Genomic DNA, 15,785 nt, shown 5'->3' with positions numbered 1-15,785 from the left:
TTCGATAAGGGTTTTTTTATTTTGTTCATTCTCTGAATCCTCCAGTTGAACAGTTCATCTGTCAATCATGAATTTTCCAAGACACCCCTTTGTTCTTCAAAGACCGTCATGTCTTTCAAAGGGGGTGAGTAGACATGAAGAGACACCATTCGTTCGGACGTCGGATTGGACATTTTGTGAATTAAACCTTTAGTTGAAATAAGGCATTCTCCTTCGTGGACGAAGTATGAATTGGAGAGTTCTGCGTGTTCGCCGGTTGAGCGATAGATAGAATTAAGGAGTTTTCCTTCTAGCACCATTGCACAACCAATAGATTGGCCATGATCGTGGACGGTTGTCTCCTCGTTAGGCGGAATGTGAATTACGATAATCTCCAACTCATTGTTACGATAGATGGCATTTCGGCCGTAGGCGTATTGGTCTGGCTCCTTAATATACGGTTGACTCAATTGTGCTGCGTTTGGAATTTGTTTTAATGATGTTGCTAAATCTTTAACCGATGGATTTTTCAAGCCGCCAAAAATATCTTGGATACACTCATACAGTTCCATTCGTTTTGCCTCCCGGAAAAAATAAAAATTTCCTAACATTGGTATTTCACAGATTAATTCATGGTATTTACCTATATACAAATTAGAGGCGGCAAACGCCCAGTGAACACAAAAAAATGTGCGGTCAACACGTTGGCTTATCACCAACCTATTCGAGCTTATTAGTTGGAATAGGGGGATGAAAGGATTCAAGCTGCCTGCTTTGATTCACTTGAAGGAACAAGCGAGGAGTTTTAGGCTCTTATACACAATATCGGGGCAAAAACTGTTTATGTTGGAGCTTGAAATTTGCGCCATTGACAAAACACAGTCGGTTTGAAATAATATTTGAGTATATGCTCATTTGTTCACATAGTTATAATAAAATAATATCATTTCCCCTGAAAGGGAGAATATTAGAATGAAAGCTAATGGTATGCGAAAATCTATTAGCTTCTTTTATTTTCAAAAAATGATGGGTTTCGCATGTATTCATATAGGAAGGAATGACAACATGAAGACAAAACACTATTGGGTGATTTCTTTGCTCGCCGTTTTAGCGGTCGGGCCGGGATTGATGTCTAACACGGCATTGTCGTCAGTTCAAAGCCTTGTTCAGAAAGCGGTTGGAACAAGTGTCTTCACATCAGTAAATCCAATATTGATCGGAAATATGGCCTTTGCCTTGTTAGTTCCGACAGGACCGTTGCTGAGGAAAAAATTCGGTGCTCGTCCCGTCTACCTTGCTTCATTACCTGTTTTTATACTAGGCTCACTGCTCTTCGCATTTTCAAACGATATTGCATGGATGGCGGCAGGACGCTTTTTACAGGGAGCGGCAACAGGTGTCATGCTGATGATTATGATTCCAATGCTTGTACTGTCATTCCCGATTGAACGCAGGAACTATGCCCTGCTTGTGCTGATTGGGGGATTTTATGGTTCTGTTATCATCGGCACGATCCTGGGAACGATAGCAACAAGCTGCGGGCATTGGAGATGGCTGTTTTTCACCTTTGGCACATTGTCACTGATCGGTGTCGCGGTGAGCTATTTCTTTCTCCATGACGAACATCACGGAGCAGCGGCTCAAGAACAGCCCCTTGATCGTGCGGGAATTCTTTTATCTGTTCTCCTTGCCGCAGCCTCAGCGGTTTCATTCATTTTTCTGCAAAAATGGGGGATTTCATCGGGTTATGTATGGACAGGTTTCGGTATGACGTTATGTTTGTTCATTGTTCTATTAATAGTAGAATATAAAGTGAAAAATCCCTTCATTTCAATTAAACTAATGCTTCTGCCAAAACCGGTGCTCGGGTTATTGATCATAGCTGCAGGGACGATAACGGTAGCTGTCAGCCTGTCTGCTTTTCAAGGCTTGCTCCGTCAAATGTATGATATTTCTCAGGAGCATCTCATTCTTTTAAACTTGACTCTTTTAATCGGAGTGGCGATCGCGGCCATTTTGAGCGCTCTGTTTTATGATAAAGTCGGACCAGGGATGCTCGGTATTATCGGCGGACTTATTCTCGTCTTTGTAAATTTTCAATGGCTGCATATGCAGGATCAATCGTCTCTCTATATGTTCGCAGCACTGTTTATCATGCTGGCAGCGGGAACAGGCCTGACAGTCGCCGCAGGGCTGATGGGAGCTGCCATGGGAGGCCCGCTGCCTGATTTGGTCAAGAGAATGACAGCTGTCCAGTTTTTAAGGTTATTTGTCTATATGGGGGTTCCCATTCTCATCGGTTTTTTCACGAAAAAAGATGCTGCCAGACAAAACGGTTCGGTACAGGATTCTATGATGACTGCTTATCATGATCTCTTTTTCATTTCTTTTATCCTCAGCGTTCTGCTCGTCTGCCTGTCATTTTGTATGAATGCTACAGGAATGGGGCACAAGCTTGCACATAAACCACATGACCAAGCAAAAACAGCTCCGGAACCGGCCGTTTCAGGACAGGGATTGTCGAATGCAACTGTCAAATCACATCAAGTAATCAATGATACAGAATATCGGAATGCACTCAGAAATTTGCAAAAGTAGAAACGTGATAAAAACCTTTTCCTTTCACGAAAAGGTTTTTATTATGCAATCTTTTCCCAACTTTATCCCTAAAGAATTGAAAAATATTAGAAGTGCAAGTAAAATTCTAAAAGGTAGATTCTTTTACATTCGTAATCTCTTAATTCGAAGGAAGGTTTTCATGGCCCGTAAAAAATTGAAAAAACGTAAACTCTTCATTTCACTATTTTTCATTGTATCGATTCCGCTAGCTCTGTTTGTTTTAGCGACAACTTTATCAAAACCGATTGAAACATCTAAAGAAACTGAAGAAATTGATGAACAGCAAGTATTTATAGACAGCTTGTCCGGGCATGCCCAAATTTTGTATGAAAAATATCATGTCCTCCCCAGCATCACAATCGCTCAGGCCATTCTCGAATCCGACTGGGGGAACAGCGAGCTGGCTGCTAAGGCGAACAACCTTTTTGGCGTGAAAGGAAATTATAAAGGCCATCACGTTACGATGGAAACGGACGAAGTTGAAAAAGGGAAAAGAAAAACCATTCGTGCGAAGTTTCGAAAATACAGCACGTTTTTTGAATCGATGGATGATCATGCCCAATTGTTCGTCCGCGGCACATCGTGGAATAAAAAGAAGTATAAACCTGTGCTTGAGGCTGGAGATTATAAGGAAGCTGCTACTGCACTACAAACAGCAGGATATGCTACAGACCCTGACTACGCTCATAAAATCAGCGCTATTGTGGAAAAATACGATTTGGATGAGTACGATAAGGTAAACCCATCCCTCAAATCAGTGGATTTACATGCTTCCATTAAAGATAGTGCCGTCCAAGACGTATGGTCCAAGCCTTCTACTGATGATCGGTCTATAAGGCTTACCTCTGCCCAATCTTACGTCGGCAAAGATATAAAGGTTGTGTCTAAAAAACAGAAAGGCCAGTCTGTATGGTACCAATTTCAAATCAATAATAAACTCATCGGCTGGATTGATGATTCAGCTATTGAAATAAAGGAAGCAACCTAAGTCCTTTTTACTGGTATTTTTAATTCTTTGTTCCATTCTGGGGAATTTGAGGTATAATATTCCACGACAGTTAACACATATTAACTATGCTTTTGGGAGGGAACAAAGGTGCAGAAATATAGACGCAGAAATACGGTTGCCTTTACCGTATTGGCTTATTTCACTTTTTTTGCGGGAGTATTTTTGTTTAGTATCGGACTCTATAATGCTGATAACCTGGAACTCAATGAAAAAGGTTATTACATCGCTGTTATGATACTCGTAGCTGTTGGCGCGATTCTTACACAAAAAGTGACCCGTGACAACGCAGAGGACAACGAGATCATCGCAGAACAAGAAAAAAGACAAAATCAATCTCATATCGAATCATAAAAAAATCCGGCGATTGCACGCCGGATTTTTTTGATATCACCCTGTAAACACTTCGCCGTCAGGGTATCGAATATTTGATTGCTCTGTTTTTGCGAATGAAAACACGAACGTTAAAGGACCAATTCTTCCGATGAACATGATGACAATGATGATACACTTTCCAGCTGTTGTCAGTTCAGGAGTAAGCCCCATCGATAGACCGACAGTTCCGAAAGCGGAAAAGGTTTCAAACACAATTTGAATAAACGGCGCTTGTTCTGTGATCGTCAGGGCGAATATCCCTAAAAACACGATGAACAAACCGGTGACGCTCACAGCTAAAGCCTTAATGATTATCGGATATTTGATGGAGCGGCGGAAAATCACCGTTTCTTTTTTACCTCTCAAGTAAGCAATAACAGATGTTAAAATCACGATGAACGTAGTCAGCTTAATGCCGCTCGCCGTAGAAGCGCTGCCTGCTCCGATAAACATCAATAATAAAGTAAATACAATGGTTCCTTCTCTCATACTTCCAAAATCAAGGGAGTTGAAGCCTGCGGTTCTCGGCGTCACTGCCTGAAAATAAGAAGCCCATAGTTTATCCCCTATATGCAGGTGGCCAAGCGTGCCAGGGTTGCTGTACTCTAGAATAAAGATCACAAGCATAGCAATCGCATTCAACATCAGCGTTCCTGTAAGCATAAGCTTTGTATGTAAGGAAAAAGCTTTGAAACGCCGATTTTTCATAATGTCAAACAGAACCGTAAATCCGATCCCCCCTGTAATAAATAAGAAAGTAATCACAAGGTTCACTGTAGGGTCCCCAACGTAGCTCATCAAATTATCAGGCCACAGCGAAAACCCGGCATTGTTAAAAGCAGAAATCGCGTGAAACAGACTGGCAAACAAGCCAGATGACCAGCCATACTGAGGCACAAGCCGGATGGATAGGATGAGTGCTGCTATCAATTCAATACTGATCGAGAACAGAAACAGGACTTTGACAAGGCCAATGACGCCGCCGATTGTCGGCTGGTTTAAGGCTTCCTGAACCAGCATTCGTTCTTTCAACCCGATTTTTTTCCCTAATATCATGACGATCAAAACAGCAAACGTCATAAATCCAAGCCCGCCGATCTGAATCAGCCCCATGATGACAGTTTGCCCGAAAAGTGTAAATTCTGTACCGGTATCGACAACTGCAAGCCCTGTAACGGTTGTAGCGGAAGCTGCAGTAAAAAGGGCATCGATCCATGACAATGGCTTCAGTGTAGAAATCGGAAGCTTTAACAGCACAGCCCCGATGATAATGGTTAGGAAAAAACCAATTGCAAGCACTTGAGGCGGTGTAAACCGAACCCATTTGATCACTTTATCCTTTTGAAGTGTCACCTTTGTCTACATCCCTTCGTTTTCAAAACGTTTAATATCCTTTTTGTGCCCCATGATCACCAGGCAATCCTGCTCGTGAATGATGTCTTCAGGTGCGGGAGAAAGACGGATATCTCCATGATGTTTAATGGCCAGGATCGTGCAGCCGTACTTTGCTCTCACATTCAGGTCAATAATTGATTTTGAATCAAGCTTTCGCGTTGCCAGCAGCTCGACAATACTGTAATCATCAGATAAATCAATGTAATTCAAAACGTTTTCGTCAGAAAGGCTTTGTGCGATCTTGACACCCATGTCCTTTTCAGGGTGGATAATACGATCCGCGCCGATTTTTTCAAGCACCTTATGATGATAATAGTTTTGAGCCTTCACCCAAATATTTGGAATATCAAACTCCTTTAATAATAAGGTGGTCAGCGTACTCGCTTGAATATTCGCTCCGATGGCAACAATCACATATTCAAAATTGCGTATTCCTAATGAAAGCAATTCGTTTTCTTCGGTGGCGTTGGCAATTACCGCATGAGTGGCGTAAGAAGCATAAGCATTGACCTTTTCTTCGTTGATATCAACTGCAAGGACTTCGTGTCCCATTCTGTGCAGTTCTTTGCAAATGCTGCCGCCAAACCGGCCCAGCCCGATCACGGCAAATTGCTTATTTTTTATTCTTCCCAATGTTCATAACTCCCTTAGTAAAATTAACGTTTTTTTAAGAAAAAAAGACCATTTCGAAGAATGGTCGCAATAGACCTCCTCTCTGTATACGCCTACGAGGTTAGCTGTCGGGTTAGGGATTCAGAGTACCCCCTCTTACTTAGTAAGATTCACCCCAAGGCTGTTAATAAAACAGCCAATCGTTGGTTCCCCCGTTCGTGTTTGATTAAGCGGTAAAAGAGACTGTATGAAATTGAACACTCAAGAATTTACTCCTGTTTCTAGTGTTTGTCAATTTAAATTTTAAACCAGAAAAAAGATAACGGAAATGAGAGAAAAAAGGGGAGGGGAAAAAGCAAAAAAAGACCGGTGTTAACCGGTCTTTTACATTAGTTGCAGCCGCATGGCTGAGTCGGAGGAGTACTGCGCTTAGCCACGTCAATGCTGGCTTCTGCGTAAAATTTATTTCCGATGCTCAATGATTTATTCTCCGCGCGGAAAGTATATGTACCAGCGGCAGGAAGTGTTTTGTTATTCAGTTTTAATTTGAATTCGCCAGCTCCTAACAAATCAAGTGCCAAAGGAATTCTCACTGTTTTCCCATTATTGAGGATCTGTGTTTCACGCAAGGCATTACCGTTCATTGTGTCCTTCGTATTTGCAGTAAATCCGCTTGGTAACGTAAATTCCATCACGCCAAGGCTGAGAAGCGTGTTTGGACGGTAAGTCAATTCGATATCTGAGAAAGACCATTCCGTTTTGCTGGCGCCAGTGATTGTTGCGAACAATGACGCTGTAGACTGTGTTCTCATAGTAGATTCAGTATGAGCTTTAGTTGATGTAGATTCAGCCGCGAAAGAAGCTGTTGGTGCAGAAACGAGTAACCCGAGACTTAGTGCACTAATTGCCAAAGAAGATAATAATTTGCGTTTCATAATAAAATTCCCCCTAAAAATTGATAAATTAAACAGGCCTGCCCGCTTTTCACCTCCTCTGAAAGGCCAAATACAAATTTTACCTACATAAAATTACCATCAAATATTTTGGAAGTAAATGGGGTGTTTTTCCCGTATTTTTCAAATTTGTAGTAGTTACACTAAAAAAACGCCTGGTTTCCCAGGCGTTTGCTGTTTTACTTTGTTTCGATCGGTATAAATTTAAAAATTTCTCCGCTCTGCACCGCTTCAGCAAGCCGCTTCAGCCAGTCGTAGTAAGCTTTAGAGCTTTCCAGCTGATCATATAACTGCAGCGCTTCATTTTTGATATCCTCATCGAGATCTTCCTTGCTTAAAATCTTTTGTAAATCAGCCTGAGCTTCTTCGATCGCTGTTACATTCACTTGAACCTCCCGCTCCCATTTAGGGGGAAAGAAATTTGTGAAAAATTTAAAGAAATCTTTTTCAGCCACAAATGTATGCTTGCGGATGCCCCGGTGAAATGTTTTTTTCACTACGTTTAAGTCTTGAAGCTTTTTGACGCCTGTGCTCATGCTTGGTTTGCTCATTTGCAACTCCTCTCGCATTTCGTCAAGCGTCATCTCATCCCTCATATACATCGTCCCATATAAAATCCCGACACTGCGGGTAATTCCGTAAAGATCCATCGTTTCAGCAATGGAGTCAATAACAAGATCCCGAGCCTGTTCTATAGCTGCAAATTCTGGATTTTCATCCATACTGACCCTCTTTTCCTTTAGAAAGTTAAATTCGTTAAGTTATTTCTTTATGTTCTTTATCTTAACGAAACATAAGGAAAAGTCAAAAAGAAAAATCGAAAAGGGGCTTTGACAGTTTAAAAACCGTATGTTAGATTAAGGTTGTTAAAAACATTAAATTTTTATTTAACAAACTTTATTTACGTCAAGGAGGCTTATATGAGTCAAACATTTTACATTGACGGAGAATGGATCAGTGCCGAAAAAGGACAGATCCGGAGCATTATCAATCCATTTAATCAAGAAGAAATTGCAACTGTAAGCGAGGGAGGGCGAGAGGACGCCATCAAGGCAATCGCAGCCGCGCGCAGAGCATTTGACAAAGGAGAATGGTCTTCATTATCCGGGCTTGAACGCGGGAAGATTGTTCTGAAAATTGCGGAATTAATCAGACGCGATCTTGAGGAGCTGGCAGAGCTTGAATCTCTTGATACAGGAAAAACACTCGAAGAAAGCAAAGCCGATATGGACGATATCGCCAATGTTTTTCAATATTACGCCGGCTTGGCTGACAAAGATGGCGGAGAAATCATTTCATCTCCGATTCCTGATTCAGAAAGCAAAATCATTAGGGAGCCGATCGGGGTTTGCGGCCAGATCACTCCATGGAATTATCCGCTCCTTCAAGCGAGCTGGAAAATCGCACCTGCACTGGCTGCAGGAAACACAATCGTCATGAAGCCGAGTGAGATTACGCCGCTGACGACAATCAAAGTCTTTAAGCTGATGGAAGAAGCCGGTGTTCCAAAAGGTGTCGCCAATCTCGTCCTTGGACCGGGAGCTACAGTGGGCGATGAGCTTGCCGCAAACAAAGACGTCGATTTGATTTCGTTTACAGGCGGAATCGAAACAGGCAAAAAAATCATGCGGGCGGCAAGCGGAAATGTCAAAAAAATCGCCCTTGAACTTGGCGGGAAAAACCCAAATATCGTTTTCAAGGACGCGGATTTAGAAGTTGCGGTTGATCAGGCATTAAACGCTGTATTTTTCCACGCTGGCCAAGTATGCTCTGCAGGCTCCCGCTTGCTTGTTGAGGACGCCATTCATGATCAATTTTTGGCGGAGCTGGTCAAACGGGCAAAACGCATAAAACTCGGAAACGGTTTTCACGCAGAGACAGAAAGCGGTCCGCTTATTTCGGCGGAGCACAGGGCAAAGGTAGAAAAATATGTAGAGATCGGAATAGAAGAAGGCGCGAAGCTTGAGACAGGAGGCAAACGCCCGGAAGACCCAGCGCTTCAAAATGGCTTTTTCTATGAACCTACTATTTTTTCAAACTGTAAATCTGACATGAGAATCGTACAGGAAGAGGTTTTCGGTCCTGTTTTGACAGTCGAAACCTTTAGCTCTGAAGAAGAGGTAATTGAGCTTGCGAATGATACCATCTACGGCTTGGCCGGAGCGGTATGGTCAAAAGATATTGAAAAATGTGAACGGGTAGCAGCCCGTTTGAGAATGGGAACTGTTTGGATCAACGATTTTCATCCGTACTTTGCACAGGCGCCATGGGGCGGCTATAAGCAATCCGGGTTCGGACGCGAGCTTGGAAAAATAGGCCTTGAAGAATACACAGAAGTCAAGCACGTATATCGCAATACAAAACCGGCAGCGGTTAACTGGTTCAATTCATAAGAGGGGGAGATTGATGATGACATTAAATATGAAGGTAGAAAGTATGCAGAAATTCCACACATTTGAAATTCCGACTGTCATTAAGCACGGAATCGGAGCAATCAAGCATACGGGTGAGGAAGTAGCTGCACTGGGCGTTTCAAAAGCGCTCCTTGTCACAGACCCAGGGATTTACAAAGCGGGCGTAGCTGATCCTGTTATCGAATCACTTAAAGAAGCAGGCATTGAAGTGGTGCTCTTTAATAAAGTGGAGCCAAACCCGCCTGTCCGTCTGGTGAATGAAGGATCTGAGCTTTACAAAAAAGAGAACTGTAATGGCTTGGTGGCAGTTGGAGGCGGAAGCTCCATGGATACAGCAAAAGCAATCGGAGTAGAAGCAACTCACGAAGGAAGCGTGCTTGATTATGAAGCGGCAGATGGGAAAAAACCGCTGGAAAACCGCATTCCTCCACTGACGACAATTCCCACTACGGCTGGAACAGGATCAGAAGTAACGCAATGGGCGGTGATTACAGATGAAGAAAGAGAATTCAAATTCAACACGGGCGGTCCGCTGATTGCAGCGCACTTGACCATCATTGATCCTGAGCTTCATATTTCGATGCCTCCGCATGTAACAGCCATGACGGGAATTGATGCGCTTGCTCATGCCATTGAGTGCTATACAATGAAGTTTGCGCAGCCAATCACGGATGCAGTTGCCTTAATGGCAATTGAATATGCCGCTCATTACATTAAAAGGGCATTTGCTGACGGAGAGGATCTGGAGGCAAGATACGGAATGGCACAGGCTGCAATGCTTGCCGGTCTTTCTTACGGCAGTGAATCAGCTGGCGCGGCTCACGCGATGAGCCAAACGCTTGGCGGTATTATCCCAGTCGCTCACGGCCAATGTGTGGCGGCGATGATGGGCCCTGTCATGGAATACAACTGGAAGGGCTATCCTGAGAAGTTTGCACGGATTGCGAAAGCCTTCGGTATTGATACAAGCAAGATGACAACAGAAGAAGCTGCGAAAGCATCTGTCAATTGGATGTATGATCTGGTCAAAGAATTAGAAGTGCCGACTTTAGAAGAGCAGGGAGTGTCACCTGACATGATCGAACGCTTGTCTAAAGAAGCAATGAAAGACCCGCAAACCTTCGGAAATCCTAGAGATTTAAATGAAAAAGCATACAACTGGATCTACAAGCGCTGCTTTAACCTTACGCCTAAAACGGTATAATCAAAATCCCGCTCCTTTACAGAGCGGGATTTTTTGGGATAATGAAACATAGATGGAAATTTTAGATGAGAAGGAAGGTGCCAGCTGATGTGGAAGCGTATGACCGCAAAAGCGGAAGGCTTATATATCGCAGATACAGAAAGCTTCGTAACAAAGCAAATGGACAAGCTTGATTTTGATTATGGCGGCATCCCAGGAGACTTGCATTTTGGCCTGACCAAAAAAGCGGGAGCCAGAGAACCAATGTTTTCAAGAGGGACTGAAATTTTCAACCGAAGACAAATTTCAATTGTTTCTATAGAGGAATGCAACGAAATCGCTTTAAAAATGGGAGTGCCGAGGATTTTGCCGGAATGGCTCGGGGCGAATGTGGCAGTCAGCGGTATGCCAGATCTTACTACATTAAAAGAAGGAAGCCGGATTCTTTTTCCGAGCGGAGCCGCTCTGCTGTGCGAGGGCGAAAATGATCCGTGCATTCAGCCTGGAGAAGTCATTCAGTCTTATTATCCGGAGCAACCGAAGCTGGCGCCGGCTTTTGTCCGTCACGCACTGGGCATAAGAGGGATTGTGTGCATTGTTGAGAGACCCGGAGCTGTTTACGCAGGTGATGAAATAGAAGTTCATTCCTATCAGCGAAAAGTTAAACGAAAAGCAGAAAGGGTCTGATCAAATCAGGCCCTTTCTATCTTTTCTTTAATTTCTTTCATTTGGCTGAGGTGCCGTTTTTCATGATGGCCGATAAAATCGATCCACTGTCTGACAGTCAGCTCTTGAAACACAGGATGCGGAAGCACTCTTTCAAAATCTTCTTCTTTCAGAGCGGCAATCGTGGCTGTCAGCTGCTCTCTTACCACATCAAGCTCGCGTTTCATTTGGCTGCCTGAAATAAAATCATGCGCAGGTTCAAGATGACTCGGAGCTTTCCGTTTATTATTTCTGTTCTGTGCCACCTCAAGCGGTTTTTCTTCAATTTCTTTGATCGGAGCGTCCTTTACACGTTCCTTCAGCATTTTTTGTGCTGTCATATCGATTTTTTTCAAATGGTCAAGAACTTCCCGTATACTCCATTCATCAGCAGAAGGCTTTTGGTTCAGCTTTTCGTCAGAAAGTCCTTTCAATTCGTTCCACGTTTCTAATCTGGCTTCATTAAAGATACTCATCATATCTCCTCCTAAAATGACATTACCATATATATAAGCAATTATCATTTATAAAGCACTTCAAAATGGGTTATTTGTCTTAAAATTTTGAAACCTTTCCTGCGGTGTCTCGTATAAATGGTAACGGCAGCCGTTCATCAATGCATTGATGAAGAAAGGATGAGGGAATTGGAGTTATTTGGTATACCTATACAAACGATTTATCTTTATACGCTTATGATTGCCGGCAGTCTTACGCTGTTATTTCTGTTTTTCGGAGATGTATTTGCAGGACTGTCAGAAGGTATTCCGTTTCTAAATCCGACATTAGTGCTCTCATTTTTCACATGTTTTTCAGCAGGAGGATATATAGGCGAGCTCGTATTGCCGCTGTCAAGCTTGCTGATTGCGCTTTTATCTTGCATCCTTTCAATCATGCTGGTGATATTGCTTCACATCTTTGTGCTGGTTCCATTATCATCCGCGGAAGAATCATTGGCATATAGAGAAGATGATCTAAGAGGGAGAGTCGGTAAAGTCATTACAGCTGTTCCAGTTGACGGGTTTGGCGAAGTGGTCATTGAAGGAATAGGCGGCACCATTTCAAAGTCAGCGGTCAGTTTTGATAATCAGCAGATCAGTTACGGGACAACGGTGTTGGTCGTAGATATTAGCAATGGAGTTCTTTCTGTTACTCCGCATGAATCCATTTAAAACACAAGGAGGAATTTGATATGACAATGCCGATTATAATGATCATCGGAGTTGTATTCTTTTTATTAATTGCACTAATAGCTGTGTTTATTACAAAGTATCGTACAGCAGGGCCTGATGAAGCGTTAATCGTAACGGGGAGTTATCTGGGCAATAAAAATGTTCATGTCGATGAAGGCGGCAACCGTCTCAAAATCGTCCGCGGCGGAGGAACCTTTGTCCTTCCCGTCTTCCAGCAGGCTGAGCCGCTAAGCTTATTGTCAAGCAAACTTGATGTTTCGACACCTGAAGTCTATACAGAGCAAGGAGTGCCTGTAATGGCTGATGGAACTGCGATTATTAAAATCGGCGGTTCTATAGGAGAAATCGCTACAGCAGCCGAACAATTTTTAGGAAAATCAAAAGACGACCGTGAGCAGGAAGCGCGGGAGGTTTTAGAAGGCCACCTTCGTTCCATTCTCGGCTCAATGACAGTAGAAGAAATCTATAAAAATAGAGAAAAATTCTCTCAAGAGGTGCAGCGTGTCGCTTCACAGGATCTCGCGAAAATGGGGCTTGTAATCGTCTCGTTTACCATTAAAGATGTACGTGATAAAAACGGTTATCTTGAATCATTAGGGAAACCGAGAATTGCCCAAGTAAAACGCGATGCTGATATCGCAACAGCAGAGGCTGATAAAGAAACCCGGATTAAGCGGGCAGAAGCCGATAAAGATGCAAAGAAATCTGAACTTGAACGGGCGACGGAAATCGCTGAAGCTGAAAAAATCAATCAGCTCAAAATGGCTGAATTCCGCAGAGACCAAGATACGGCAAAAGCGAATGCTGACCAAGCATATGATTTAGAGACAGCCAGAGCGCGCCAGCAAGTCACAGAACAGGAAATGCAGGTTAAAATTATCGAACGCCAAAAGCAAATAGAACTAGAAGAAAAAGAAATTCTTCGCCGTGAACGTCAATACGACTCAGAGGTGAAGAAAAAAGCCGATGCAGACCGTTATTCTGTTGAGCAGTCCGCAGCAGCTGAAAAAGCCAAACAGCTAGCGGAAGCCGATGCCAAGAAGTACAGTATAGAAGCAATGGCAAAGGCTGAGGCGGAAAAAGTAAGAATTGACGGGCTAGCCAAAGCAGAAGCTGAAAAGGCAAAAGGAGAAACAGAGGCTGAGGTTATCCGCCTGAAAGGTCTTGCGGAAGCGGAAGCAAAAGAGAAAATTGCGGCTGCCTTTGAACAGTACGGGCAGGCGGCGATTTTCGATATGATCGTCAAAATGCTTCCGGAATACGCGAAACAAGCAGCGGCTCCTCTTTCAAATATTGATAAAATCACCGTTGTAGATACAGGAGGAAGCGGTGAATCAAGCGGCGCAAACAAAGTAACCAGCTATGCGACGAACCTAATGTCAAGTCTGCAAGAAAGTTTAAAAGCATCCTCAGGAATTGACGTAAAAGAAATGATTGAGAACTTTTCAGGAAAAGGAAACGTAAAACAAAGCATTAATGAATTAACAAATGAAATCAAAGAAGCCAAAACGGTCCAAAAATCAGAGTAAGGAAGGGACAGAACGGGATGGTAACTGTACGTGAAGCGAGATTAGATGATATAAAGGACATTGCAAAGGTGCATGTAGACAGCTGGAGGACAACATACCACGAAATTATCCCGGCTGATTATTTAAACAGCCTGAACTATAAGGAATTTGAAGACAAATGGAAAAGCCGCTCGTTAAAGGGAGTATTTGTTGCCCAGGATGAAAAGGGTTCAGTATTCGGCTTTGCTTCATTTGGACCTATTCGCTCTGAACAAGAAGGCTATGACGGCGAGCTATATGCTATTTATCTTCTGGAAGAGCACCAGCGGCAAGGTGCAGGGAGGGCGCTCTTAACAAAAGGAGCAGAGTTTTTGCTTCAACATGGCTTTTCGAGCATGTTTGTTTGGGTCATTGAGCAGAACCCCTCGATTATATTTTATCAGTCCTATTCTCCTGAAAGAGTATCGGAGGACAGCTTTGAAATTGCCGGAGTAGGGCTGAAAGAAGCGGGCCTTGGCTGGTCGGATCTTTCTGCTTTAAAAACACTTCTTAACAGATAACAAAAATCCCCCAGCGGAATTCGCTGGGGGATTGTCACTTTTAAGCTTTGTCAGCTTTGAGTAAACGCGGTGCTGTCATAAATAATAAACATAGGACAATGGCGCAAATAATGAATGAAGGAACCATATAAGTCGCATTATAAGTTAAAGAATAAATCCATACCGGCGTTCCTTTTGGAGCGAAGCTGCCGAAAAACACAGCTCCTGAAATGACATGCGCGGCATAGCGCAGGAGACTGCCTATAAAAACTGCGCTGACCACTGAAACAATCAATTTCCCTTTTGTTTTTGCTACAGCGGCTTTACGGACAGAAGAAGCGAAACAGCCGCTTATGCCGATTGCTGCGAACGCGACAATGTAATCTAATAATAGCTGTACAGGATGTTGTGCAAACAGGTTTCCGATCGCTATTTGTACGAGGCCTGTCAACAAACCGGTAGTAAGGCCCGCTTTGACCCCCCAGCGAAACGAAATCAAAAAGATCGGAATCATCATGATGGAGACCGAGCCTCCTTGAGGCATGCTAAGAAACATTCCCGAGACAATGTCTAAAATAACGGCTGCTGCTGTCATAATGGCAATTTCAATAAGGCGAACCAGTTGCTTAGATTGATCCATAAATATCTCCTTCCATTGACAGACAACCAAAAGGACAACAAAAAAGCAGCACGCGGAAGGATGAGAAAAGTTCCACGCACTGCTTTACGATCTGCAATTCATTTGACTTTGCCACATCCCTACGCCAGCGTTAACTAACAGGTTCAAAGGGTCAGAACGAAACCGCTCACTCTCAGCTTTAATGCTCCCCTTGTGGTCATCAGTATTTAGTTCGTTTCTACTATACAAGAAAACGAAAAAAACAACAAGATCACATGACTGATATATATGTTCTTTTAAGAAAATTATATGATACACACGCTTTAGAAATCATGGCGAGGATTATAGTTTATTTGTTTTATAGATTTTTTTAAAAAAACTATTGCAATAAATAAACACAGGTGTTATATTATTAAACGTCGCTGATGCACAGCGGACACAAACAAAAAGCTTCAACAATAACGCAAAAAAAGTTGTTGACAAAAAAGAAGCTGAATGTTATATTAGTAAAGCTGCTTCATTAAGAAGTGGCGAAATGATCTTTGAAAACTAAACAAGACAAAACGTACCTGTTAATTCATTTTTATAAATCGCACAGCGATGTGCATAGTCAGTCAAACTAGGGCCTGCACGATGCAGGTCACACAGGTGTCGCCGCAGGATGCGGTGAACTTAACCTGTGATCCAC

16 protein-coding genes and 2 riboswitches are annotated in these 15,785 nt (G+C 42.9%); of the genes, 9 read left to right on the top strand and 7 right to left on the bottom strand.

Annotation, left to right across the window (positions count from 1 at the left end; all coding sequences use genetic code 11):
- Nucleotides 1–65: 65 nt before the first annotated feature.
- Nucleotides 66–551 (bottom strand): cysteine dioxygenase, encoded by a 486-nt coding sequence (gene cdoA / locus BFW96_RS18110; protein WP_041521410.1) that lies wholly within the window; start codon nucleotides 549–551, stop codon nucleotides 66–68.
- A gap of 493 nt (nucleotides 552–1,044) precedes the next feature.
- On the opposite strand from cdoA, the gene BFW96_RS18105 reads away from it, so the two are divergent.
- The 3 genes from BFW96_RS18105 (at nucleotide 1,045) to BFW96_RS18095 (ending at nucleotide 3,958) form a co-directional block, all read left to right on the top strand.
- Entirely contained in the window at nucleotides 1,045–2,577 is a 1,533-nt protein-coding gene (locus tag BFW96_RS18105) for an MFS transporter (RefSeq protein WP_069840302.1), read from the top strand.
- 160 nt (nucleotides 2,578–2,737) lie between these two features.
- Nucleotides 2,738–3,586 carry an exo-glucosaminidase LytG gene (gene lytG, locus BFW96_RS18100; protein WP_069840214.1) on the top strand — a complete coding sequence of 283 codons (849 nt, stop codon included), beginning with the start codon at nucleotides 2,738–2,740 and terminating at the stop codon, nucleotides 3,584–3,586.
- 108 nt (nucleotides 3,587–3,694) lie between these two features.
- Nucleotides 3,695–3,958, top strand: coding sequence for a YiaA/YiaB family inner membrane protein (locus BFW96_RS18095; RefSeq protein WP_003222348.1), 264 nt, complete (start codon nucleotides 3,695–3,697; stop codon nucleotides 3,956–3,958).
- Nucleotides 3,959–3,994: 36 nt separating this feature from the next.
- Here BFW96_RS18095 and ktrB read toward each other — a convergent pair whose 3' ends face one another.
- The 4 genes from ktrB to gbsR form a co-directional block, all read right to left on the bottom strand.
- Complete coding sequence (gene ktrB, locus BFW96_RS18090; protein ID WP_069840213.1) at nucleotides 3,995–5,332, bottom strand: Ktr system potassium transporter KtrB; 1,338 nt, start codon at nucleotides 5,330–5,332, stop codon at nucleotides 3,995–3,997.
- A 6-nt stretch (nucleotides 5,333–5,338) separates the two neighbouring features.
- Complete coding sequence (ktrA, locus tag BFW96_RS18085) at nucleotides 5,339–6,007, bottom strand: potassium uptake protein KtrA (RefSeq protein ID WP_014665134.1); 669 nt, start codon at nucleotides 6,005–6,007, stop codon at nucleotides 5,339–5,341.
- Nucleotides 6,008–6,080: 73 nt separating this feature from the next.
- Nucleotides 6,081–6,229: riboswitch (cyclic di-AMP (ydaO/yuaA leader) on the bottom strand.
- A 146-nt stretch (nucleotides 6,230–6,375) separates the two neighbouring features.
- A complete protein-coding gene (gene bslA, locus BFW96_RS18080; RefSeq protein WP_014665133.1) occupies nucleotides 6,376–6,921 on the bottom strand; it encodes a biofilm surface layer hydrophobin BslA in 546 nt (181 codons plus the stop codon).
- 197 nt (nucleotides 6,922–7,118) lie between these two features.
- The gene (gbsR, locus tag BFW96_RS18075; RefSeq protein WP_069840212.1) at nucleotides 7,119–7,661 is read right to left on the bottom strand and encodes a transcriptional regulator GbsR; all 543 of its coding nucleotides are present in this window, start codon (nucleotides 7,659–7,661) and stop codon (nucleotides 7,119–7,121) included.
- Between the two features lie 198 nt (nucleotides 7,662–7,859).
- Here gbsR and betB point away from each other — a divergent pair, with 198 nt between their 5' ends.
- The 3 genes from betB (at nucleotide 7,860) to BFW96_RS18060 (ending at nucleotide 11,223) form a co-directional block, all read left to right on the top strand.
- The gene (gene betB / locus BFW96_RS18070) at nucleotides 7,860–9,332 is read left to right on the top strand and encodes a betaine-aldehyde dehydrogenase (protein WP_069840211.1); all 1,473 of its coding nucleotides are present in this window, start codon (nucleotides 7,860–7,862) and stop codon (nucleotides 9,330–9,332) included.
- A 16-nt stretch (nucleotides 9,333–9,348) separates the two neighbouring features.
- The gene (gene gbsB / locus BFW96_RS18065) at nucleotides 9,349–10,557 is read left to right on the top strand and encodes a choline dehydrogenase (RefSeq protein ID WP_041521528.1); all 1,209 of its coding nucleotides are present in this window, start codon (nucleotides 9,349–9,351) and stop codon (nucleotides 10,555–10,557) included.
- Nucleotides 10,558–10,644: 87 nt separating this feature from the next.
- Nucleotides 10,645–11,223: an MOSC domain-containing protein gene (locus BFW96_RS18060; RefSeq protein WP_069840210.1), complete on the top strand. Its 579-nt coding sequence runs from the start codon at nucleotides 10,645–10,647 to the stop codon at nucleotides 11,221–11,223.
- A gap of 5 nt (nucleotides 11,224–11,228) precedes the next feature.
- Here the strand turns inward: BFW96_RS18060 and BFW96_RS18055 are convergent, their stop codons facing one another.
- Nucleotides 11,229–11,717, bottom strand: a complete 489-nt coding sequence (locus BFW96_RS18055; RefSeq protein WP_069840209.1) for a DinB family protein — start codon at nucleotides 11,715–11,717, stop codon at nucleotides 11,229–11,231.
- 168 nt (nucleotides 11,718–11,885) lie between these two features.
- Between BFW96_RS18055 and BFW96_RS18050 the strand changes: the two genes are divergently transcribed.
- Genes BFW96_RS18050 through BFW96_RS18040 form a run of 3 tightly spaced genes read left to right on the top strand, consistent with a single transcriptional unit; the run spans nucleotide 11,886 to nucleotide 14,499 of the window.
- The gene (locus BFW96_RS18050; protein ID WP_083252923.1) at nucleotides 11,886–12,410 is read left to right on the top strand and encodes an NfeD family protein; all 525 of its coding nucleotides are present in this window, start codon (nucleotides 11,886–11,888) and stop codon (nucleotides 12,408–12,410) included.
- A gap of 20 nt (nucleotides 12,411–12,430) precedes the next feature.
- A complete protein-coding gene (gene floT, locus BFW96_RS18045; RefSeq protein ID WP_014665126.1) occupies nucleotides 12,431–13,960 on the top strand; it encodes a flotillin lipid rafts scaffold protein FloT in 1,530 nt (509 codons plus the stop codon).
- A 17-nt stretch (nucleotides 13,961–13,977) separates the two neighbouring features.
- Entirely contained in the window at nucleotides 13,978–14,499 is a 522-nt protein-coding gene (locus BFW96_RS18040; protein WP_069840207.1) for a GNAT family N-acetyltransferase, read from the top strand.
- Nucleotides 14,500–14,539: 40 nt separating this feature from the next.
- Here BFW96_RS18040 and thiT read toward each other — a convergent pair whose 3' ends face one another.
- Nucleotides 14,540–15,118 carry an energy-coupled thiamine transporter ThiT gene (thiT, locus tag BFW96_RS18035; RefSeq protein WP_069840206.1) on the bottom strand — a complete coding sequence of 193 codons (579 nt, stop codon included), beginning with the start codon at nucleotides 15,116–15,118 and terminating at the stop codon, nucleotides 14,540–14,542.
- Between the two features lie 99 nt (nucleotides 15,119–15,217).
- Nucleotides 15,218–15,319, bottom strand: a riboswitch (TPP riboswitch).
- Between the last annotated feature and the right edge of the window lie 466 nt (nucleotides 15,320–15,785).

It is taken from the genome of Bacillus sp. F56 (genome assembly GCF_001748205.1).
Taxonomy (GTDB): Bacteria; Bacillota; Bacilli; order Bacillales; family Bacillaceae; genus Bacillus; species Bacillus stercoris.
The sequence above is the reverse complement of the archived record's forward strand: the minus strand, read 5'-3'. Positions and strand labels throughout refer to the sequence as shown.

Coding starts and splice junctions, on each gene's coding strand:
- cdoA (WP_041521410.1), bottom strand. CDS start 551: ATGGAACTGTATGAGTGTATCCAAGATATTTTTGGCGGCTTGAAAAAT.
- BFW96_RS18105 (WP_069840302.1), top strand. CDS start 1,045: ATGAAGACAAAACACTATTGGGTGATTTCTTTGCTCGCCGTTTTAGCG.
- lytG (WP_069840214.1), top strand. CDS start 2,738: ATGGCCCGTAAAAAATTGAAAAAACGTAAACTCTTCATTTCACTATTT.
- bslA (WP_014665133.1), bottom strand. CDS start 6,921: ATGAAACGCAAATTATTATCTTCTTTGGCAATTAGTGCACTAAGTCTC.
- gbsR (WP_069840212.1), bottom strand. CDS start 7,661: ATGGATGAAAATCCAGAATTTGCAGCTATAGAACAGGCTCGGGATCTT.
- betB (WP_069840211.1), top strand. CDS start 7,860: ATGAGTCAAACATTTTACATTGACGGAGAATGGATCAGTGCCGAAAAA.
- gbsB (WP_041521528.1), top strand. CDS start 9,349: ATGACATTAAATATGAAGGTAGAAAGTATGCAGAAATTCCACACATTT.
- BFW96_RS18060 (WP_069840210.1), top strand. CDS start 10,645: ATGTGGAAGCGTATGACCGCAAAAGCGGAAGGCTTATATATCGCAGAT.
- BFW96_RS18055 (WP_069840209.1), bottom strand. CDS start 11,717: ATGAGTATCTTTAATGAAGCCAGATTAGAAACGTGGAACGAATTGAAA.
- floT (WP_014665126.1), top strand. CDS start 12,431: ATGACAATGCCGATTATAATGATCATCGGAGTTGTATTCTTTTTATTA.
- BFW96_RS18040 (WP_069840207.1), top strand. CDS start 13,978: ATGGTAACTGTACGTGAAGCGAGATTAGATGATATAAAGGACATTGCA.
- thiT (WP_069840206.1), bottom strand. CDS start 15,118: ATGGATCAATCTAAGCAACTGGTTCGCCTTATTGAAATTGCCATTATG.